General features: G+C 65.0%; 25 protein-coding genes. 14 read left to right on the top strand and 11 right to left on the bottom strand.

The window, feature by feature from the left end:
• Positions 1-122: 122 nt before the first annotated feature.
• The 5 genes from P9272_RS30420 to P9272_RS30400 all read left to right on the top strand — a co-directional run bounded on the left by P9272_RS30420 (position 123) and on the right by P9272_RS30400 (position 4,262).
• Positions 123-371: a DUF1127 domain-containing protein gene (locus P9272_RS30420; protein WP_278163582.1), complete on the top strand. Its 249-nt coding sequence runs from the start codon at positions 123-125 to the stop codon at positions 369-371.
• A 245-nt stretch (positions 372-616) separates the two neighbouring features.
• Entirely contained in the window at positions 617-1,195 is a 579-nt protein-coding gene (locus P9272_RS30415; RefSeq protein ID WP_278163580.1) for an OsmC family protein, read from the top strand.
• A 66-nt stretch (positions 1,196-1,261) separates the two neighbouring features.
• Positions 1,262-2,488, top strand: a complete 1,227-nt coding sequence (locus P9272_RS30410) for an NAD(P)/FAD-dependent oxidoreductase (protein ID WP_278163578.1) — start codon at positions 1,262-1,264, stop codon at positions 2,486-2,488.
• A gap of 11 nt (positions 2,489-2,499) precedes the next feature.
• Positions 2,500-3,792 carry an NAD(P)/FAD-dependent oxidoreductase gene (locus tag P9272_RS30405; protein ID WP_278163576.1) on the top strand — a complete coding sequence of 431 codons (1,293 nt, stop codon included), beginning with the start codon at positions 2,500-2,502 and terminating at the stop codon, positions 3,790-3,792.
• On the top strand, positions 3,789-4,262 hold the full coding sequence (locus P9272_RS30400; protein ID WP_278163574.1) for a MaoC family dehydratase: 474 nt from the start codon (positions 3,789-3,791) through the stop codon (positions 4,260-4,262). The genes P9272_RS30405 and P9272_RS30400 overlap by 4 nt, the downstream gene beginning before the upstream one ends.
• 15 nt (positions 4,263-4,277) lie before the next feature.
• Here P9272_RS30400 and P9272_RS30395 read toward each other — a convergent pair whose 3' ends face one another.
• The 7 genes from P9272_RS30395 to P9272_RS30365 all read right to left on the bottom strand — a co-directional run bounded on the left by P9272_RS30395 (position 4,278) and on the right by P9272_RS30365 (position 10,032).
• Positions 4,278-4,952 (bottom strand): sulfotransferase domain-containing protein, encoded by a 675-nt coding sequence (locus P9272_RS30395; RefSeq protein ID WP_278163572.1) that lies wholly within the window; start codon positions 4,950-4,952, stop codon positions 4,278-4,280.
• A 91-nt stretch (positions 4,953-5,043) separates the two neighbouring features.
• Entirely contained in the window at positions 5,044-5,289 is a 246-nt protein-coding gene (locus P9272_RS30390; protein WP_128260743.1) for a hypothetical protein, read from the bottom strand.
• 184 nt (positions 5,290-5,473) lie between these two features.
• Positions 5,474-5,755, bottom strand: a complete 282-nt coding sequence (locus P9272_RS30385; protein ID WP_278163570.1) for a hypothetical protein — start codon at positions 5,753-5,755, stop codon at positions 5,474-5,476.
• 208 nt (positions 5,756-5,963) lie between these two features.
• A complete protein-coding gene (locus tag P9272_RS30380; protein WP_278163568.1) occupies positions 5,964-7,115 on the bottom strand; it encodes an FAD-binding oxidoreductase in 1,152 nt (383 codons plus the stop codon).
• Between the two features lie 17 nt (positions 7,116-7,132).
• Positions 7,133-8,452 carry an aspartate aminotransferase family protein gene (locus tag P9272_RS30375; protein WP_278163566.1) on the bottom strand — a complete coding sequence of 440 codons (1,320 nt, stop codon included), beginning with the start codon at positions 8,450-8,452 and terminating at the stop codon, positions 7,133-7,135.
• A 133-nt stretch (positions 8,453-8,585) separates the two neighbouring features.
• Positions 8,586-9,563: a GlxA family transcriptional regulator gene (locus tag P9272_RS30370; RefSeq protein ID WP_128261318.1), complete on the bottom strand. Its 978-nt coding sequence runs from the start codon at positions 9,561-9,563 to the stop codon at positions 8,586-8,588.
• A gap of 121 nt (positions 9,564-9,684) precedes the next feature.
• Positions 9,685-10,032, bottom strand: coding sequence for a VanZ family protein (locus tag P9272_RS30365; protein ID WP_128261319.1), 348 nt, complete (start codon positions 10,030-10,032; stop codon positions 9,685-9,687).
• A gap of 272 nt (positions 10,033-10,304) precedes the next feature.
• Here P9272_RS30365 and P9272_RS30360 point away from each other — a divergent pair, with 272 nt between their 5' ends.
• Positions 10,305-10,838: a DUF1629 domain-containing protein gene (locus tag P9272_RS30360; protein ID WP_278163563.1), complete on the top strand. Its 534-nt coding sequence runs from the start codon at positions 10,305-10,307 to the stop codon at positions 10,836-10,838.
• A 101-nt stretch (positions 10,839-10,939) separates the two neighbouring features.
• A complete protein-coding gene (locus P9272_RS30355; protein WP_278163561.1) occupies positions 10,940-11,653 on the top strand; it encodes a hypothetical protein in 714 nt (237 codons plus the stop codon).
• Here the strand turns inward: P9272_RS30355 and P9272_RS30350 are convergent.
• A complete protein-coding gene (locus tag P9272_RS30350) occupies positions 11,650-12,549 on the bottom strand; it encodes a tetratricopeptide repeat protein (RefSeq protein ID WP_278163560.1) in 900 nt (299 codons plus the stop codon). The two genes, P9272_RS30355 and P9272_RS30350, sit on opposite strands and share 4 nt — an antisense overlap.
• A 198-nt stretch (positions 12,550-12,747) precedes the next feature.
• Here P9272_RS30350 and P9272_RS30345 point away from each other — a divergent pair, with 198 nt between their 5' ends.
• The 5 genes from P9272_RS30345 to P9272_RS30325 all read left to right on the top strand — a co-directional run bounded on the left by P9272_RS30345 (position 12,748) and on the right by P9272_RS30325 (position 17,479).
• Positions 12,748-13,608, top strand: a complete 861-nt coding sequence (locus P9272_RS30345) for a xanthine dehydrogenase family protein subunit M (RefSeq protein ID WP_278163558.1) — start codon at positions 12,748-12,750, stop codon at positions 13,606-13,608.
• Positions 13,608-14,084 (top strand): (2Fe-2S)-binding protein, encoded by a 477-nt coding sequence (locus P9272_RS30340; protein ID WP_042639662.1) that lies wholly within the window; start codon positions 13,608-13,610, stop codon positions 14,082-14,084. The genes P9272_RS30345 and P9272_RS30340 overlap by 1 nt, the downstream gene beginning before the upstream one ends.
• 3 nt (positions 14,085-14,087) lie before the next feature.
• Complete coding sequence (locus tag P9272_RS30335) at positions 14,088-16,352, top strand: xanthine dehydrogenase family protein molybdopterin-binding subunit (RefSeq protein ID WP_278163555.1); 2,265 nt, start codon at positions 14,088-14,090, stop codon at positions 16,350-16,352.
• An 82-nt stretch (positions 16,353-16,434) separates the two neighbouring features.
• Positions 16,435-16,680 (top strand): MoaD/ThiS family protein, encoded by a 246-nt coding sequence (locus P9272_RS30330; protein WP_128261324.1) that lies wholly within the window; start codon positions 16,435-16,437, stop codon positions 16,678-16,680.
• Positions 16,681-17,110: 430 nt separating this feature from the next.
• The gene (locus P9272_RS30325; protein WP_278163553.1) at positions 17,111-17,479 is read left to right on the top strand and encodes a hypothetical protein; all 369 of its coding nucleotides are present in this window, start codon (positions 17,111-17,113) and stop codon (positions 17,477-17,479) included.
• A 225-nt stretch (positions 17,480-17,704) separates the two neighbouring features.
• On the opposite strand, the gene P9272_RS30320 is transcribed toward P9272_RS30325, so the two are convergent.
• A complete protein-coding gene (locus P9272_RS30320) occupies positions 17,705-17,923 on the bottom strand; it encodes a DUF768 domain-containing protein (protein WP_128261326.1) in 219 nt (72 codons plus the stop codon).
• Positions 17,920-18,291 (bottom strand): hypothetical protein, encoded by a 372-nt coding sequence (locus P9272_RS30315; protein ID WP_278163550.1) that lies wholly within the window; start codon positions 18,289-18,291, stop codon positions 17,920-17,922. Before P9272_RS30315 ends, P9272_RS30320 begins: the two co-directional genes overlap by 4 nt.
• Positions 18,292-18,512: 221 nt before the next feature.
• Between P9272_RS30315 and P9272_RS30310 the strand changes: the two genes are divergently transcribed.
• A complete protein-coding gene (locus tag P9272_RS30310) occupies positions 18,513-18,716 on the top strand; it encodes a hypothetical protein (RefSeq protein WP_278163548.1) in 204 nt (67 codons plus the stop codon).
• Positions 18,717-18,996: 280 nt separating this feature from the next.
• Positions 18,997-19,179, top strand: coding sequence for a hypothetical protein (locus tag P9272_RS30305; RefSeq protein ID WP_278163546.1), 183 nt, complete (start codon positions 18,997-18,999; stop codon positions 19,177-19,179).
• 104 nt (positions 19,180-19,283) lie between these two features.
• On the opposite strand, the gene P9272_RS30300 is transcribed toward P9272_RS30305, so the two are convergent.
• The gene (locus P9272_RS30300; RefSeq protein ID WP_278163544.1) at positions 19,284-20,207 is read right to left on the bottom strand and encodes a hypothetical protein; all 924 of its coding nucleotides are present in this window, start codon (positions 20,205-20,207) and stop codon (positions 19,284-19,286) included.
• Between the last annotated feature and the right edge of the window lie 51 nt (positions 20,208-20,258).

The following is a 20,258-nucleotide window of genomic DNA, read 5'->3' as shown; positions in this document are numbered from 1 at the left end:
GCCGAAAACTCCATTTCCACGGCAATTTCGACGTCAGTTCCAACGCTGGCTCCCCCGGTCGTAGGTCATGAGTCCTCCCATCGACGACGCGAAGGATCGCGCCGCAAAAGATGGAGACGACAATGACGAATTCGGAACATACCGCGTATGAAGCCGGCCGATCGGGCTTCGGCCCGATCGATCTTGCCGGCCGCGCGCTCAGGCTCTGCTACAGGGCGATGAGGATGCGCAGCGACCGCGCCGCGATGCAGGCCATGCCCGACCATCTGCTCAAGGACATGGGCATCGCCCGTTCGGAAATCGACTATTACACCTCGATGCGCTACGCCGCGTCCGGCGCCGAAGGGATGGACATCGGCAACGTCAGATGATCGTCCATGTCTGTCACGGCCGAGCCGTCGACAAGCCCCGGGCGCTTCCCCACGCCCGGGGCTTTTGCGTTTCCGCGCATGCCGCTCAGAGGGTGGCCCATGCCGTCTCAAACGATACGTCCAACACCTTTTCCACGCCACGCGTATCAAAAATTCCACGCTCGCATCCACGCTCGTTCACACGCTCCATCGCCAGACAGACGCCGCCACGGCAACCAAGCCGCAAACAACCTTTGGAGATGAAGATGCAACCCAACACCAAACCTGCACGGCTTCCGCTCAACGGCGTCGACACGCCGAATCTGCTGGCGACGATCAATTTCGTCGCAGGGCAGCCGGAGCTCGCCAAATTCCAGTTCCGCGCCCACAATGAGTGGATCGAGGGCACGCACAGCAGGACTGTCATGAACGGCTTCTTCGGCGCCGGCAACGAGCAGAAGCACGAGAAGCCGCATTATGCCGACGCCGACCATCCGGCGATCCTGTGCGGCGCCGACAATGCGCCGACCCCGGTCGAGTGGCTGCTGCACGGGCTGGCGGGCTGCCTGATGGCAGGCGTCGCCAACATCGCCGCCGCGCGCGGCATCAAGCTCACCAAGGTGAAGTGCTCGGTGGATGGCGACATTGACCTGCGCGGCATCCTCGGCATTTCCGACGAGGTCCGCAACGGCTTCCAGAACATCCATGTCTCGTTCGAGATCGAAGGCGATGCGCCGGCCGAAAAGCTCCAGCAACTGGTCGAGCAGTCGCGCGCCCGTTCGGCGGTGTTCGACGTGCTGACGAAGGGTGTCCCAGTCACGGTCGGCATCAAGACCATCCAGTAAGCCGAACCCTGCTGGCGGTCCGGAACCGTTTCCGGGCCGCCTCTCCTCCCATTGACGGAACACGACATGAGACGCTCGGACGTCGTCATCATCGGCGCGGGCCAGGCCGGGCTTGCGCTCAGCCATTGCCTCGGCCAGGCCGGTATCGACCATATCGAGCTGGAGCGCGGACGCATCGGCGAGCGCTGGCGCTCGCAGAGCTGGCGCTCGCTCAGGCTGCTTACCCCGAACTGGCTGAACGCCCTGCCCGGCTCGCCCTATAAGGGTGGCGACCCCGACGGCTTCATGAGCAAAGGGGCTTTCGTGGAAAGCCTGGAGGGCTACGCTCGTGAATGGCACGCGCCCATCGAGACCAATATCGAGGTCATGTCCTGCAAGCGGACCAGCGACGGCTTCGCCTTGCACACCGGCGGCGGGGATTGGACAGCACGCGCGGTCGTCGTCGCGACGGGGCATTGCGACCGGCCTGTCATCCCTTTGTCGGCTGAGGCCCTTCGCGGACCGCTCAGCATCCACGCTTCGCAATATCGCTCGCCAGGTGAACTGCCGGGCGGCGGCGTGCTGGTCGTCGGCGCCTCGTCTTCCGGCGTGCAGATCGCCTACGAGCTCGCCCGCGCCGGGCGGCGCGTGGTGCTGTCGGTCGGCAAGCATACGCGGCTGCCGAGAACATGGCGCGGCCACGACATCTTCTTCTGGCTCTGCGAAATGGGCCTGATGGCGCAACGCGAGGAAGACCTCGCGAACCCGGAAAGCGCCCGGCGCCAGCCTTCGTTGCAGCTCGCCGGCCGACCCGACAGGGCCGATGTCGATCTCGCCACGTTGCAGGCGCTCGGCGTGGAACTGGCCGGTCGGGTGCGCGGCGTCGGTGACGGCGAGATCGCCTTCGACGGGGATCTCGGCAAGCACATCGCCGCGGCGGAAGCGAAGCAGGCGCGCCTGCTCGACCAGATCGACCATTTCACCGGCACGCCGACGCCATACAGGCCCGAGCCGGTGCCGGCGCCCTCGGCCCGCAGCGAGCGGCTTTCGCTGACCGATGGATCGATCAGCAGCATCATCTGGGCGACCGGCTATACGCGCTCGTTCGGCTGGCTGGAGCCGCTGGCGCTCGGCGCCGATGGCGAGCTCGCGCATCAGGGCGGCGTCACCAGCGTGCCCGGCCTCTACGCGCTCGGCTTCCGCTTCCTGCGCAAGCGCGATTCCAACTTCATCGGCGGGGTCGGCGCGGATGCCGAGGCGATCGCCGCCGAAATCTGCCGTCATCTCGACCGCAACGGCCGCAAGGCGGCCTAAGGACCACGACCATGGCAACCAATCCCGTCTCCCTCATGGCCTCCCCCAGGCGCGGCCATTACGACGCCATCATCGTCGGCGCGCGCTGCGCGGGTGCGGCGACGGCGATGCTGCTCGCCCGCGCCGGCCTCAAGGTGCTGGCGATAGACCGCAAGCCCTATGGCTCCGACACGCTGTCGACGCATGCGCTGATGCGGCCAGCGGTACTGCAATTGTGGCGCTGGGGTCTGCTCGAGCCGCTGCTCAAGGCCGGGACACCGCTGGTCGAGACGACGACCTTCCACTATGGCGAGGAGGAAATCACCATCCCGCTCGCCGGCAGCTTGGACCTCCCCGGCCTGATCGCGCCGCGTCGCACCGTGCTCGACCGCATCCTTGTCGACGCGGCGCGCAAGGCCGGCGCGGAGGTCCTGCACGAAGTCGCGGTCGGCAACCTCTTCGCCGACACGCGCGGGCGCGTGCGCGGCATCGAAATCCGTGCCGCCGGCCGAGCATCGCTGCGGGTCAGCGCCGATATCGTCGTCGGTGCGGACGGCGTCGGCTCGCTCGTGGCAAAATGCGTCGACGCCCAGCCCTTGCGGCGCGGCGCGGTGTCGGCCGCCCATATCTATGGCTACGCGCCGGTCGAGCCGGGCGCCGGTTATCACTGGTATTTCCGCGACGGGATCGCCGGCTCGTTCATCCCGACCAATGACGGTCTCGCCTGCATCGTCGCCTCGGTGCCGACCGGCCTGTTCGACCAGCGCTTCCGACTCGGCCACGCGCGTGCCCGCATGGATGTGCTCGAGGCGCTTTCGCCGGCGCTGGCGGAACAGGCGGCCCAGGCGCCGAAGGACGCCCGCCTGCAGGCGTTTCGCGGCGTGCCGGGTTACATCCGCCAGGCGTACGGCCCCGGCTGGGCGCTGGTGGGAGACGCCGGCTTCTTCCGCGACCCGATCACCTCGCATGGCATTTCCGATGCGCTTCGCGACGCCGAAACCCTGGCGCGGGCCATCCTCGACGGCTCGGAGGCGGCATTCGCGGTCTGGCAGCAACAGCGCGACATGATTGCCAACCAGATCCTCGACACCACGGACGCCGTCGCCGCCTTCGACTGGACGCTCGACGAGCTCGGCGAGCGGCATCGCCGCTTCAGCGCCGTGCTGAAGGCAGAGGTGCAGGCGCTGGCCGGGCAACCCATGCCTGTCAGCCGGGCCCCCTTCCCTGCATCGCGGACGGCCCACCGTGCGCCGGCCAATCAGGACGAGCCGCCGGCCTCGGCCGCCTCGAACCTCAATCGCAACCGAACCGGAGCAAGACCATGACTTTGCATTCGATAAAGGATGGGCATGCGATGAAGGACGGCTGGGTCGGCGTCATCAAGGGCCGGCCAAGGGTGGGCGCCTTTGCCGAGCGCTCGCGGCGCACGCAACCGCAGGATATCGACGCGTTCGCGGGGATGACCGGCGACCGTAACCCATTGCATTACGACAACGCGCTGGCCGAGGCTTCGGTGTTCGGCAAGCTCATCGTGCAGGGCGGCGTCACCTCCGGCATCCTGAACGCGGTGGTGGCGGAGGACCTTCCCGGCCCCGGCTCGGTGTTCCTCGAAGTGTCGTGGAAATTCGTCAAGGCAGTCGGCGTCGGCGAACTGATCACCGGCCGCGTCGAGGTCAAGGAGGTGCGCGCCGACAAGCCGATCACCAAGCTGGAGACGTCGGTGCTCAACGAAGCCGGCGAACTTTGCCTCACCGGCACCGCGACGGTGTACACCGTGCCTTTGGCCGGAGGCTGAGGGCCTCGCGATGGATCAGTCAGGCAGGTAACCGAAGCGCTTCATCTGGGCCGCGTGCTTGGTGACGATCTGGTCGATCTGGCTCGCCGTCAGCACATCGCGCCATTGGTCGGACTTACCGGAGCGGAAGAAATTCGCCGTGGCGGCCTCGGGCCGCTCGCGGAACCCCTCCTCCTTCTCCTGCGCCTGCAGGCTCTCGAACGAAGACATCTCGAGCGCGCTGTCGAGCTCGGCCGACGACGGATTCATCTTCAGGTGCCGGGCCAAGCCGCCGAACGTCTTCGCCGGCTCGGCCAGCATGTCTTCATAGCGCATCACGTAGATCGCCGGATGCGGCGAGCGCGTCCAGCTGTGGACATGCTCGCTCCATGAACCCCATATTTCATAAACCTGCTTTTCGCCGATCACGGTGCGCATGCCCTCGCAGGCCATGAAATCGATCGTCTCGTCGATGGGCTTGCCGCGATGGTGCGACAATGAAATGACGACATCGAGCGGATTTCTCACAATGTAGACAGCCCCCGCCGTCGCAGCGGGATTGATGACCGGCTGGCCCTCGTCCATCAGCAGGGCATTGTGCGTCTTGATGAAGGCAACGCCGCCCGCCTCGTCGGCCAGCCTGACCTGGACCTGGGGACGCAGCTTGGGGATAAGCTCATTATCGTCCTTGGTGATCTCCCTGCCGACCATGGCGGAATAGCGCCACCTGCCGGCCTCCCCGCTCGACGCTGCGAAGGCGCAGCCAATAGCAAAAATGGCTAATTTAGGAAAGCTTGGCGCGTCAGGCCAGCAGGAGCTTCAGTCGGGAGAGCCTGAGGCGCGCGAGCCGCCGCGCAGGATTATGGAAGTCTTCCAGGCCGGCCTCGACCAGGAAGGCCAAGGTCATCAACTCGATCAGGAATTCGTCCGCCGCTTCGAAGGTGGCTCGCGAGCCGGCGGCGAGGTGTCGGAGCAGCCCACGCGCTTCCTCGGCCGCGTCAGCGCTGCCGGTGTCGATCAGCGCTTCGAGCCTGGTGAAGCAGTCCATGTCGATTCTCTCCGCCCTACCAAGGCGATAGATCGAGTTGGCGGCGGAGACATCCACATATGTTAAGCGGTTCCGCCCGGGTCTCGTTCACGCCTGCGCGGGAACATCCCCGGTTGCATGAGGGTCGCCAGGCATGGAGCGTACCGGCAGAGCCGGCGGCTCGGCGGCAGGGCGTCCGCGGAAGTCAGTGCGGCGTGTCGCCGGCCATGTGCAGTAGATCCCACGCCGAACCGACTCGGCCATCGAACTGCGAAGCAAAACTCCTTGCCTCGTCGTCTTCGAGGCCGTCATCGACAAGCGCCTCGATGCTTCGCCGCAGCAAGGCGAGCTGCATCCGCCGCGCTTCTCTCCTGTCGTTTTCACGCATGATGGCCGTGACGTGGTAGGCGATGACGGGCTGGCCGAGACAGGAGAGAAGCGCGCTCGACCCCGCCGTCGCCGCAGTGACTGCTTCCTCGATATTCATGCCGGCGCTCCTCATCAAAGATGCTGGGCGCCTCCCCGGCAGACGGCGGCGATGGCGCCGCTTCTTTTCTAATTCCGGCGTCGCGAGACCATCGGTCGCGGCCAGACTCAGTATCCTCCAGAACACTATTGAAGGCGACCGGATAGTTAATTGATGGTTAACGCGAACGATCGCATCTTAGATGTTCAGCCTCTTCAAAACGCATCGCTCAATGACCGGGCACATTGCGCTCGGCCGATGGCGCCAGGCTCTGTGAACCGGGCACCGAAACCGGCGCGCCGTGAAGCACCCAGTCGGCCGCGATCTGGCCGATCACCGGCGCGAGCTGGATGCCGTAGCCGCCGACGCCGGCGGCGGTGATCAATGTCGGCTCCGAGGCGTCGACAGGCCCGACGAAGGGGCGATGGTCGGCCGTCACCGGGTAGAGGCCCGCCCAACCGCGGCCGAGACGCGCGCCCGGCAGGTCGGGCACGCGCTCCAGAAGCAACTCCGCCAGGTCGACCTTCGACTGCTCCTCGCACTGGTCGTTGTAATTGTCGGGGTCTTCCGGCGCGATCGAGTTCACCTTGTGGATCTCGGCGATCAGCTCGCCCGGTTTTTCGTGGCGGAAGTTGAGGCCGCTGCCTTCGCCGTTCACCAGGTCCATCACCATCGGCATCGTATAGCCGAGCGGCTCGTCGAGATGGATGACGACGGCCTCGTGGCGCTCGGGCCAGATGTGCAGGCGCTGGCCGAAAAGTGCTGCGACCTGCGGCGCCCAGGCGCCGCCCGCATTGACAACGACATCGCAATCTATCGGGCCATGACTGGTCTCCAGCCTATAGCCGCCCTCCCGTCGTTGCGCGCCGAGCAGCTTGCGGTACTGGCGGATCTCGCTGCCCTGGGCGCGCACGATGCGGGCCAGGAAATTGCACATCTCGTACGGATCGAGGAAGCCGTTGTCGGGTCCGAACAAGCCACCTTCGAGGCCGTCAGGATTGATGTGCGGAACGAGGTCCATGAGCTCGTTGGCGCGGACCAGTCGAGACCTCAGCCCCGCCTCGGCCTGGATCTCGACCGATCTCGCGAACAGCTCCATCTGCGCCTTCGTGCGCGCCAACCGCAGATAGCCGATGTGGTTGAAGCGAAGCCCCTCGCCCTCCCATTGGCGGAACCGGCGCAGCGAATGGACGCGCAGCATGATCTCGAACGGATCGGTCAGCTGCGATCCGACGACGCCGACCGACCGGCCGCTCGACCCCGAAGCGATCGACTGCGCTTCGAGCACCGTGACGCGCGCGCCCTGCTCGACGAGGTTGAGCGCCGTGCACATGCCCAGCGTGCCCGCACCGATCACCACGACGTGTGGAGAAACTGTCATCTATGGTCCGCCTGCTTTCAGGATTGCGCGGCGACGTCGCCCAGCGTCTCGTCGATCGCATGGAGAATGGCGCGGGCATCGTCCTGCGTCATCGGCGTCGACAGCGCGAACAGGCCGTAGCTGGCGGAGAGCACGCCGCGGCCGAGCAGGCCCTTGTGGAAGGCGTCGAATTTCTTCCGCTCGGCCTGGCCGGGATAGATGGAGCGATAGTCCGTAACGGGATGCGAGGTGAAATGAACCTTGAACAGCGAGCCGAGGCCCACGCACTGGCCGGCAAGGCCATGCTTTTCGAACGAAGCGGCGACGCCGTCGCGTAACGATGCGCCCAGCCGGTCGAGATGGGCGAAGCTTTCTTTCGTCAGCGTCCGCATCGAGGCGAGGCCGGCGCGCATCGTCACCGGATTGGCGGTGAAGGTGCCGCCATGCGGAAGCGCCGGCTTGCCTCCGGTCGGATCGAACACCGCCATGATTTCGGCGCGCCCGCCCACCGCGCCCACCGGAAAACCGCCGCCGATGATCTTTCCAAGCGCCGTCAGGTCGGGCTCGATGCCCCACAGACCTTGCGCGCCCGACCATCCGAGGCGAAACGAGATGACCTCGTCGAAGATGACCAAGGCCCCCGCCCCATGAGCGATCTCGGCCATGGCGAGGAGGTAATCCCGGCGCGCCGGGATGAGGCCGGCACGATTGGGCATCGGGTCGATAAGCACGGCCGCGATGCTGTCGCCCTCGGCGGCAAAGACGGCGCGCAACGCCTCGGTGTCGTTGAAGGGCACGGCGATCACGTCGTCCAGCACGCCGCGCGGCGTGCCCTTCGCATAGGCCGTCGATTTCGGCAGATCGCCCCAATTGGCCGGCGAAGAATCCAGGCTCACTTCGGCGAAGTCGTAGGAGCCGTGATAGGCGCCCTCGATCTTGACGATCTTCGGCCGCAAGGTGAAGGCGCGCGCGGCCTTGATCGCCATCATCACGCCCTCCGTGCCGGAGTTGGTGAAACGGATTTGGTCGACCGAAGGCAGCCGCTCGACCAGGAGCTCGGCGAGCTCGATCTCGCTCAGCGTCGGGGCGCCGAAGGCGGTGCCCAAGGGCAGTTGCCCGGCCACGGCCGCGGTGACCTCGGGGTGGGCATAGCCATGGATCATCGCGGTGAAGTTGTTGATGCAGTCGTAATAGACATTGCCATCGACATCCCACAGCCTGCAGCCCTCCCCGCGTTCGGCATAGATCGGGAACGGATCGACGAAGACCGTGGTGCGCGTGTTGCCGCCCGGCATCACCTTCCTGGCGCGTTCGAACAGGGTCTTCGATCCGGGCATGGCGTCGGGATAATGCGGCATGGCTCTCCGAGACGACTTCGGTGTTGAAACAGCGGCGCAATGGCCGCGCTTCACGAAGCTACGGTTGGTTTCCGCGCCGGCGCAATCGGCCAGGCGAGGCATGCGACCCGACCAGGGTCATCGCGAAGCCCGATCATTTCGCGGCGGCAGCAACAGCGCGGTTCGGATGCCTGAGATGGGTCGGCGTGATGCCGGTCTGCTGGCGGAAAACGCGGCTGAAATGGCCGGCATTGGGGAAGCCACAGCGATAGGCGATCTCGCCGATGGCGAGGTCGCTGCCTTCCAGCAGTGATTTTGCGTAATGGATGCGCAGCGCCAGATAGGCTGCCATCGGGCCGATGCCGAGCTCGGCGCCGAACAGACGCTCGAGCTGGCGGCGCGAGCAGTTCATCCTGGCGGCGATCTCGGCGACCGAGAGCGTTTCCTGCAAATTGCTTTCCATCAAAAGCAGCGCCCGCTTCACGGCGCGGCTCGCGGCCGCGGGAAAGAGGTCGCCGACGGGCTGCACGTCGCGGCTGGAGCGGATACGGTCGAGCACCAGGATCTTGGCCGCCTTCTCCGCCGCCTTCTGACCAATGAACTGCGAGACGAAAAAGCCGGCGAGGTCGGCGGCACCGGTGCCGCCGGCGCAAGTGGCGCGGCCGCGATCGACGGTATAGAGGCTGTCGGCATGGGCGCTCACATCGGGGAACTCGGCGCGGAAATCCTTGATGTGGAACCAGCTGACGGCAGCGCTGTAGCCGTCGAGCAGGCCATAGCGCGCCAAAACGAAGCTGCCGGTGCAGAGCGCGGTGATCGGCACGCCCTTTTCAGCGGCGCGCATCAGGAACGCCTCCTTTTCCGAGCTCAGCCTGCGGCTGGTGTCGAGCAGGCCGCCGACCACCACGACATTGTCGAAATCCTCCGGGTTGCCCATCGCCCGGGTGGGCAGCAATTCGACGCCGCAGCTGGCGCGGATCGGCAGGCCGCGCTCGCCGACGATCTCCCAGTCGAACTCGACCCGGCGGCTGCGGTCGCCTTCGTCGCCGGCGAGCCTCAGCGTGTCGATGAACAGCGACAGCGGCGAGAGCGTGAAATCGCGCACCAGCAGAAATGCGAACTTCTTGGCCATCTTCGTCCGGGATCGTCCATCGTTCGACCGCAGCTTATGCGGAAATCCTTGCGGCGAGCCCTCTGAATACGACGTGCATGAGGTCGCAACACCACCCTGGCGAGAGCAGGCCGGAATTGTTCTAGCGTCGCTCGGCGGCGCGGCTCGCCAATGTGATGATGAAGCGTCCCAGGACAATCCCCACGACGCCCGCCGCGGCCTTGAGCAGGCCATCCACAACCCGCGCATGCCGGCCGGGGTCGAACAGTTGCAGGAACTCGAGAACGCCGGCCACCGCGCAAACGAACAGCACAGTCTGCGTCACGCGGGACGGAAACCCGAGCGCCAGGGCCACCCCCAGCAGGACGTAGGCCAAGGCGCGTTCGATGTTGGCGTCGCCCAGGTGTGGCCGCAGCTCGATGGGCGACAGCGTTGCGAAGGTGATGAGGGCCAGCAGGGCGAGCGCGGCGAGACGGGAAACGGAGGTCATGCCCGCTCTTACAGGCCGCTGGCCGCGATAACAATATTGCCGGTGCCCGGCCGGAAATTGGCGGCAGAGCGCAATGCGCCCGGCATGCGCCGCCCCCATCATTTGCCAATGTTGCCGACGAACGCCCGGTTGCGTCGTGGATGCAGGCTCGGCCTGCTGCGCGGCTGAGCTTCCTTGAACGGCGCGCGGGGCCGGTGCATGTTTGTCCGCGCGCATTCGGCGAACCGCCCGGAGCCGCGATCCTCGGGCGAAACCAGCGGAGCCATGGGGCGATGACTACCATCCATCAATTCGCCGTGTCGGAGGGGCAGGAATGGGTGCTGCCGGCCGATGAGAACGCCTACGAGGCGTTCTCCGGCCTCGACGGACGCTCGCTGGAGGGTTGGGAGCCGCCGGTGATGCGTCGCGTCGAGGAAGGCGAGCGCCTCTATTCCGATTTTCCATGGCTGGGCGAGCACGCGCCGCTGTTGCGCCGGCCCGCCGTCGAGGCGCTGGCGGCGTCATTGCGCCCCTATGGCGAGCTCGTCGCGCTGCGCGGCGAGGAAGTCTGGCTGCTCAATGCCACGAATGTGATCGACGCGCTGGACGAGGCGCGGTCGCGTATCGTCCGCTTCGACGACGGCGACATCCTTGCGATCGAAAGCTACGCCTTCGACGCGGAGAAGATCGGGACGGCTGAGTTGTTCAAGCTGCCGATGCGGGCTTCCCCCGTCTTCGTCAACGACGTGTTCGTCGAGCGGGTGCGCAAGGCTGGGTTGCGCAATGTCTCGTTCGAGCCGGTATGGACATCGGCAACGACGGATTGACACCCTCACCGGGAGGCGTATGCCGGCGCCGGCGGCAGACTGACAAGGCGCCGCTTGGAGCGCGGGCGGCAGGCATGGTATCGCAATGCCGGGAGGCGGCGATGCGTGTGATTTTCCGATGCGATCCGAGACTGGCCGAGTATCTTCCGCGTCCGGTGCCCGCGCGCGGGGTGTTGCCGGACTGGCTGCGCGCGATGCCCGCCACCGCCTATTCGGCGATCCACGGGCGCGACATCCGCACCCTCAAGCAGTGCCCGCCGGTTGTCGACGCGATGACTTACGGCTTCATGATCCTGCTGCCATGCGACGTCACCGTCGACCGGGGCAAGTTTTCCTGGGACTGGGATATTCCCGAACCCGCTACTGGCAACCATCCGCGCGCGCCGCTGAGCTTCCACACGCCGGGGCAGCTTGCCGGCAGCCCCTTTGCCAGGCCCGGCCAAGCCGCGGTTAAATTCAACAGTTTCTGGACCATCGAGGTCGAGGACGGCTGGTCGCTCTACGCGACGCATCCCGTCAATCGCGAGGATCTTCCCTTCAGGCTGGTAACGGGCCTGGTGGATTCGGACCGGTTCAGCGACGGCGGCATAAATTTCCCGGCGATCTGGAAGGAGCCCGAATTCCGCGGCTTACTCGGCAAGGGAACCCCGGTCGCGCAATGCTTCGCGGTTCCACGCGCAGCGCCGCAAGTGGAATATGCGGTGTTCGACGAGAAACGCCAGACCGGTTACGCCCAGACAGTCGCGGATGTCCTGTCAACGCCGGGCGTCTACCGCAAGCGGTTCCGCGCAAGGCGCGGACGCTCCACCGGCTAGAGCGGTTCAGCGTTTGAATCGCCGAACTGCTTCAAACCTTTGTCTTCACGCAAGACCGCTGCGCGCTCCTCCTGGAATTGCTCCAGTAAGCGGCGCAGCACTTCCTCATCGAGCCATAGCCGGCCGCTTGGCGCCGAGGTGAGCGCCATGGCGATGACGCCGAAGGTGGATGCCTTGAGGCGATAGGCCTGCGAATAGGCCGCCATCGCGCGATCGAGGTCACCCGTTTCCTGCAGGACGATGCCCAGATTCACCGCGGCTTCCGCCGCGTCCGGGCTCTTCGCCAGCACCTGCCGGTAGGCCTCGGCTGCGGCTTCGAACTTGCGCATGTCCTGGCGCACCAGCCCGAGGTCGAACCATTGCGCGGGATGGCCGCCACCGGCGACGGCGCGCTCGAGGAAGCCTTCGGCCTCGGCAGGCGCGCCACGCTCCCACGCCAGGCGTCCGAGGCGCGCCAGCGCCTCCACGGATTTCGGATCGCTTTGCAGGACCCGGGTCCAGGCCGCGCCGGCCGCCGTGGCATCGCCCACCTCATCGAAGGTGCGCGCTCGCTCAAGAAGTATCTCCACGCGGGACGACCGCCGTGCGGCGCGATCGAGCACCTGCAGCGCCGCATCGAAGCGCCCTTCGGCGCGGGCGATCCTGCCCGCCAGGATCAGGGCCGGAACATTGTCCGGACGGCTGGCGAGACTCGCCTCGATCCGCTCCCGAGCCGCCGGCAGGTCCGATCCGGCGAACAAGACCGCAGCCAGAAGATGGCAAAGCGCGGGATCGCCAGGATGCCGCTTCAGGCCAAGCTCGCACAGGTCCCTCGCCTGGGCGTGATCGCCGGAGTTGAAGGCGGCCACCGCGCGGCGGACCAGATCCTCGCTGCCAACTTGACCGGTGCTGGTCACGAAATCGAAGCTCCCTCAATGGTGGCGCGGCCGGCCGGCTCAACGCAGACGAGTGGTCCCGGCGTCCGAGCCTGGAAGATTGGGCCAGGAATTAGGGCCAACCTGCCTGACTTGGCTGGTGCAATGCACGAACGGGATGGCCATTATAACCAGACGCTTTATAACGGTCGCTGACAAAGCGATCACCAAGGGGAGACGATGCGTTACATACGTCCGCTTTCAATAGAAGATGCCGTTGGCGAACTCGCCAAGGCGGTAGGACCGGCCGCCATCCTGGCCGGAGGCAGCGACCTGCTGGTGAGGATGAAGGGCGGGTTCGTCGAGCCCGAGCTGATCGTCGACATCAAGCGCATAGGCGGCCTGGGCGACGTCACCGAGACGGCGGAAGGCTTCCGGATCGGCGCCGCGGTGCCCTGCGCGGTGCTGGGCGAGAACAAGGCGCTGAAAAAGGCGTGGCCGGGCGTGGTCGAGGCGGCGAACCTGATCGGCTCCAAGCAGGTGCAGGGCCGCTGCACCATCACCGGCAATCTGTGCAACGCCTCGCCCGCCGCCGACAGCGTGCCGGCGCTGGTGGCGGCCGGCGCCAAGGCGGTGGTCGCCGGGCCTTCGGGCAAGCGCACCATTGCGGTGGAAACCGTTCCCACAGGGCCAGGCCGCACGTCGCTGGCCAAGGGCGAGATCATCGAGGCGATCCTGCTCGACAAGCGTCCAGCGCGTGCCGGCGACGCCTATCTGCGCTTCATTCCGCGCACCGAAATGGACATCGCGGTGGTGAGCGCCGGCGTCAACCTGACGCTGGACGATCATGGCGCGATCAAGACCGCGCGCGTGGCGCTCGGCGCCGCGGCACCGACGGTGCTGCTTGTCGAGGAAGCGGGCCAGGTGCTGGTCGGCTCGAAGCTCGACGAGGCAACGCTGGATCGGCTGGCAAAGATCTGCTCGGGCGCGTGCCGTCCGATTGACGACAAGCGCGGCACCATCGAATTCAGACGGAAAGTGGCGGGCGTGCTGGCAAGGCGCGTCGCGGCAATCGCCTACAAGCGTGCGGGAGGCAAATAATGGCCGGTGTAGCTGTATCAACCACGATCAACGGCGATGCCGTCGAATATCTCTGCCAGCCCGATGAGACGCTGCTGGAAGTGCTGCGCGATCGGCTCGGCCTGACCGGCGCCAAGGAAGGCTGCGGCACCGGCGACTGCGGCGCCTGCAGCGTCATTGTCGACGGCCGCCTCGTCTGCTCCTGCCTGGTGCTGGGCGCCGAAGCCGAGGGCCGCAAGGTCGAGACCATCGAAGGCATGGCGCATGGCGACCAGTTGCATCCGCTGCAGCAGAAGTTCCTGGAGCATGCGGCGCTGCAATGCGGCGTCTGCACGCCGGGCTTCCTGATCGCTGCCAAGGACCTGCTGGAGAAGAACCCCTCGCCCACCGAGGAGGAAATCCGCTTCGGCCTCGCCGGGAACCTGTGCCGCTGCACCGGCTATGACAAGATCGTGCGCGCCGTCCAGGACGCGGCGAACGTGATGAAGGGAGCCTGATCCATGAATTTCGATCCGCGCTTTTCAGGACGCAAGTTCGCTTCCGTGGGCACGCGCCCGATCCGTCCCGACGGCGTCGACAAGGTGACGGGCCGCGCCCGCTACGGCGCCGACTTCAACATGGCCGGCCAGCTGGTGGGCCGGATCCTGCGCAGCCCGCATGCGCATGCGGTGATCAAGAGCATCGATACGTCCAAGGCGGAAAAGCTCGCCGGCGTGAAGGCGGTGATCACGGCGAAGGACCTGCCGGACCTCACCGACGGCGATGCCGCCATGTACGACATCCTCGACAATTGCATGGCGCGCAAGAAGGCGCTCTATGACGGCCATGCGGTGGCCGCGGTCGCGGCGATCGACGCCCGCATCGCCCGGCAGGCGCTGAAGCTGATCGAGGTCGAGTATGAAGTGCTGCCGCATGTCACCGATGTCGACGAGGCCGCGCACCACCACGCGCCGCTAATCAACGACCAAGTCTTCACCGAAGGCCTCGAGGAAAAGCCGGCGAAACCCTCCAACGTCACCAAGCGCACGCAGTTCGGCCATGGCGACGTCCACAAGGGATTCGCCGAGGCCGACTTTGTGGTCGAGCGCTCCTTCAAGACCGAGCAGACGCACCAGGGCTATATCGAGCCGCATGCCTGCGTGGCGAGCGTCAATGCCGACGGCACGGCCGACCTGTGGGTCTGCACGCAAGGCCATTTCGTCTATCGCCAGCACTGCGCCCAGCTGCTGGGGCTCGAAGCCTCGAAGCTGCGTGTCACCTCCTCGGAAATCGGCGGCGGCTTCGGCGGCAAGACGCATGTCTGGGCGGAGCCGGTGGCGCTGGCCCTCTCCCGCAAGGCCGGCCGCCCGGTAAAGCTGGTGATGACCCGCGACGAGGTGTTCCGCGCCTCGGGCCCGACCAGCGCCACCTCGATCGACGTCAAGATCGGCGCCAGGAAGGACGGCACGATCACCGCCGCGGAAGCGACGCTGCGCTACAGCTGCGGCCCTTATGCCGGCTCCTGGGCCGAGATCGGCGCCATGACGGCCTTTGCCTGCTACAAACTCGAGAACGTCAAGACCGTCGGCTACGAGGTGCTGGTCAACCGGCCGAAGACGGCGGCCTATCGCGCCCCGTCGGCGCCGATGGCCGCCTTCGCGGTGGAAAGCGCTGTCGACGAGCTCGCCCATGAGATCGGCATGGACGCGGTGGACTTCCGCATCAAGAACGCCGCGCAGGAAGGCACCCGCGCCTCCTACGGCCCGGTCTACGGGCCGATCGGCATCGGCCCGACGCTGGAGGCGGTGAAGCACCATCCGCACATGAAGGCGCCGCTCAAGGAGAACCAGGGGCGCGGCATGGCCTGCGGCTTCTGGTTCAATTTCGGCGGCCAGACCTGCACGGACCTGAACATCGGCATGGACGGCTCGGTGTCGCTGGCCGTGGGCACGGTGGATGTGGGCGGTTCGCGCGCCTCGCTGTCGCTGGTGGCGGCGGAGGAGCTCGGCATCGACTACAGCCATGTGAAGGCGATTGTCGCCGACACGTCCTCGCTGGGCTACAACGACATGACCGACGGCAGCCGCGGCACCTTCTCCTCGTCGATGGCGACGATCTCGGCCGCGCGCAACGCGATCAAGATCCTGCGCGAGCGCGCCGCGCAGACCTGGGATATCCCGGTGGACGACGTCGTCTGGGAAAAGGGCCATGCCATCGCCAAGGGCGAGAAATACGGCAACCTGTCGCCGCTGTCGCTTAAGGAGATCGCGGCCGCCTCCGGAAAGACCGGCGGGCCGATCGCCGGCCATAGCGAGCTCGTGGCCGACGGCGCGGGCGTGTCCTTCGCCACGCATATCTGCGATGTCGAGGTCGACCCCGAGACCGGCTCGACCAGGGTGATCCGCTACACGGTGGTGCAGGATGCCGGCAAGGCGGTGCACCCGACCTATGTCGAGGGCCAGTACCAGGGGGGTGCCGCGCAAGGCATCGGCTGGGCGCTCAACGAGGAGTATATCTACGGCAAGGACGGGCGGCTGCAGAATGCGGGCTTCCTCGACTACCGCATCCCGGTCTGCTCCGACCTGCCGATGATCGACACGCAGATTCTGGAAATCCCCAACCCCAACCACCCCTATGGCGTGCGCGGCGTGGGCGAAACCTCGATCGTGCCGCCGCTGGCGGCGATCGCCAACGCGGTGTCGAACGCGGTCGGCGTGCGCATAACCCACATCCCGATGTCGCCGCCGCGCATCCTGGCGGCGCTGGACGCCGAACGGGAAGGCTAATGCTGAAAAGCGCCACGCGCTTTTCAGCTGACGTGACGCCGGAAGCGCCAAGCGGTCCGGCTCACGTCACGGTGAGGACCTAATGGTTGAGGTCACCCTCTGGGGCTCGCTCAGCGCCGTCGCCGGCGGCAAGGCCAGGCACGAGATCGAAGCCAAGGACATCAGGGAACTGTTCCGCAAGCTGGCGGAACAGTATCCCGGCATCGAGCCCTGGATCGACCGCGGCATCGCGGTGGCGATCGACGGGACGATCTATCGCGATACGTGGAGCAAGGAACTGCCGAAGAACGCGGAGATTTTCCTGCTGCCGAGATTGGCGGGGGGCTGAATGCGAGCTTATCGCGCGAGTTGACAGATAAGCCGCTTGGCGCCCCCGATCTCGGCCATGCGGGCCAGCTTTCCCGTTGCTTGAGAGCCATCGAGGCGACCGATCAGGCGGCCGCGGGAGGCCATAGCCCGCCCGTCACGTTGCGTCCGCAAATACGGCTGCCAGCCCCATTTTCCACTGAATCAACTGGAGGCTGAACGCCCCAGCATGCGTTTGACGAGAATCAATGTCCATTCCTTGCCGCAGGCGCATCAAGATGGCCATGCGCTACCGCTTCACGCGACTGATCCTATTGCGAACACCTGTCTTTGGACCGCCCACGGCGATGCTCATCGGGCTAAATGGGACGCGGCAAGCGACAGTAGGCGTCCCAGCCCACGACCCGGAACCATCGCCTGCGGGCAGGGACTAGTTCTGGACGGAGGAAGTCATGAGCAGCGATACCCCCCATTGGAGCGAAAGGCGCGATGCCTCGCCGAAAAGCGAATTGGGCCGCCGGATCGATACGGGGGCATGGGCAGCGTTCTTGATCTGGGTCGGAGTGTCGATCCTGGCCAATGTCGGATGGGGATGGTTTCTCGCCGGCCTCGGCATCATCGTTCTCTCAGCTCAGGCTGCCCTGCGGATTGCGGATGAGAAGATCGACGCCTTTTGGCTTGTTTGCGGGCTCGTGCTTCTTGTCGCAGGCATCTGGGAAATCTTCAACTTGCGGTGGCCTCTGGCCCCGCTTCTCGTAATCCTGCTTGGGGTCGGCCTTCTCTGGCGGGCGTTCTTCAGCAGTCCAAAATCAACGCCCTGAGCCGATCGTCGGGAACTGTGCGGATGAGTGGAAGCCCGCGCGGACTCCCTCCGGTATCCTATCGCCTAAGCCCGAAAAAGCTCAGGACGGCGAGAATGACGACAACGAGCCCGACAAGGTAGATGATGCTGTGCATGGCGTGTCCTCCTATGGAAGACTAATAATCAGAGCGGACTAATGTTCCGCTGGGCGGCTGATCGGTTAGCGTGGAAGGCGGTCCGACCCTTACGGTTTGCCGGTGGATCCGACTATCGCCGCCAGGATCGCTTCGTATGCGCTTCCGATCTCCTCTTCGATCTCCTCCTCGGAAATACCTGCCGCCCTGGCATCGGCGAACAGCTTGCTCGTCAGCTCGGCCACCGAGACAATGTCCGCGCCGACACTGCCGCGCATCACATTATCGGTAATCCATCGGCCAAAGAACTCCGCGCCGCGCTCGCTCATTCGCCCTGCTCTTTGAGAAAATGCGCCTCGCGAAGGAGCGAATTCCAGTCGGTCCCGATGGTCTCGATCAGCTCGCCGGCCTGTTCCTGGGTGATGCCGGTTTCCCTAGCCAGGCGCCCTGCAAGCAGTTCGAAGACGGCCTCGTCGCTCTCCCCCAGACTGCCTTCGCGATGTTGCAGCGCCTCGAAGATAACCTCGAAGACGCTGTCGACTTCCTCGTTGATCTCGCTGGCCGCGATGCCTTCGCGCGCGGCCGCCTTCATCATCTCGTCGGCAAGATCGCTCACTGCGACAGGATCGTCCGTCAGCACGTTCGGCAGATGCTCCGCCATCCATTTGTCGAAGAAGTCGAGACCGCGCCTGCTCATGTGGCCATAAGCGCGCGGGGAACATTAGGTTCCGCTGATACGGACTGAGGTCCCATGCGCCGGCGCATTGGTCCATCGCGTGAAACATAAGCCCCGCGATCTCATTAGGGCTGCGCTGACGAGCAATCAGTCCCTTCATCGTCAGTGGCTGGATCGCCCGCCACCTGCCCACGGGTGGCGGGCATCCGATCCAAGAACAAGAAGCGGGGCAGAGGCGAACAATGTCGATTTCCAACGAGTTGCGGGACGCGAGTCTTCGCTACGAATGCCCGAACTGCCACAAGCCGATCGTCAGGAACGGTTCGTGGTTCAAGTCGGTCAGCACCTTCCGCTGCGAGGCCTGCAAGACCAAGCTCAGGCTCGGCTACTCGGCCAAGCTGGCGCTCTTCGAGCACCACGCAAAGGCGGCGTTCTCGGGGGCGTGACCGATGCGGCTGAGTTCCTGCGAGCCCTTTCCCGGGCGGCGATTCCATTTCCGGGAGCAGTCGCCCGCCAACGACAACAGCGCCCTGCACCATCGCGATCTTTCGATGCTGAACCTCATCCCGCCCGGCGGCGGGCTTACAAAGATCGCCGGGAAAGCGGAGCGCATGAGCATTGCCGCGGCCGTGGGCATAGCGCTCGGCCTTTTCATCGGGCCGGTGGTGTTCTCATGCCTGATGCTGGGCATCTGGAACGCGGCGTTGGACAGCAACGGAGGCAAGCATGATCACCACGACGTTGGAAACCAGGGTGTCGGGTCTGCAGGACAGGCTGAGAGCAGCCAAGCTCAGCACGGATGACATGCTGGCCTTCCAGAAGGTCGCGGACGTGCTGGACAACGGCCATGGCGGCATCGAGCTCGACGACCTGATCGCGCTGTCGTTTGTGGTGGAGGACGAGGATTGAGGGGGCAAGAGAGCCGGTCCAGTCTGGCCGAAATCTAGGGCTCGCTCAGCGCCATCGCCGGAGTATTCATGCCATCCTCTTAGCCTCGATGCTCTGATGCATCATCACACAACTGACTTGGTGATCTCTCTCGCTACCCGAATTCTTAGAGCGTCGGTTTCCAGCTTTTCGAACTCGGGGAATTTGCGATGCTCTTTGACCTGATTGAGAAGAGATTTGCGGTCATAGTTCGCGTAAATTTCAAGCATACGGTCGTAGAACCTCAACGCTTCGTCGATAGTTTCTTGGGGTCCTTCAGGCTTCCCAAAGATCGCGTTTCCGAATTTCTTGGCAGCTTCGGCTTCCTGGGGCGTGAGCGGGACTTTAGCGAAGACCTGCTGATTGATGTCTTCGTCCACCAATACAACCATTGCCTCTTGATCCATCGAAGCAATTTCCCGAATTCGACCGACCCCCTTACTGCCGTCGCTTCTGGGGTATCGAATAAGTCTTCCAATCCTCAATGTTTCTATCGGCTGGCCTTGGTCATCCAGCAACTCATCGGGCACACCGTCGAAGCTGTTAGGCACCCGCTGGACTAGGGACCAGCAATCATGCACCCACCGCATAGGCCGATGTTTGTCATGATTGTCCATTGCGGTCTCGATTTCCACGATGCCCTGGCGGAAATCGGCCATTCCAAATCCCACAAGCAGCGCGAAAAAACCTAGGTTCGATGCCCTGTCATCGACCAAGTCTTGGTTATTGGTCACGAAAACATAAGCCGGCGGCGGAGGCCTTCCTTTGACGGTGATTTCCTCTGCTGCCGCGATGCCAGTGACTATCAGTTCGCGCAGTTGGTCAATTTGATCAAACCTAATTTCCGCGCTGATCCCTAACTCAAACCAATAGACAGGGTTTTCGAGTGCTTTTTTTGAGGCCTTGTAGAGCTTGTCACGTAACCAGCGGTGCAGTTCGCCTCGAAACTCATCGCCATGCAAATCGAAAGGCGATTTCCAATTCTGGCCTGCTGCCGGTTTTTCGGACACGAGGTTAAGCTAGCATAGCTTGTTCCTCGAACTCGACGGGGCTCAGATAGC

It is taken from the genome of Mesorhizobium sp. WSM4976 (assembly GCF_029625685.1).
GTDB lineage: Bacteria > Pseudomonadota > Alphaproteobacteria > Rhizobiales > Rhizobiaceae > Mesorhizobium.
The sequence above is the reverse complement of the archived record's forward strand: the minus strand, read 5'-3'. Positions and strand labels throughout refer to the sequence as shown.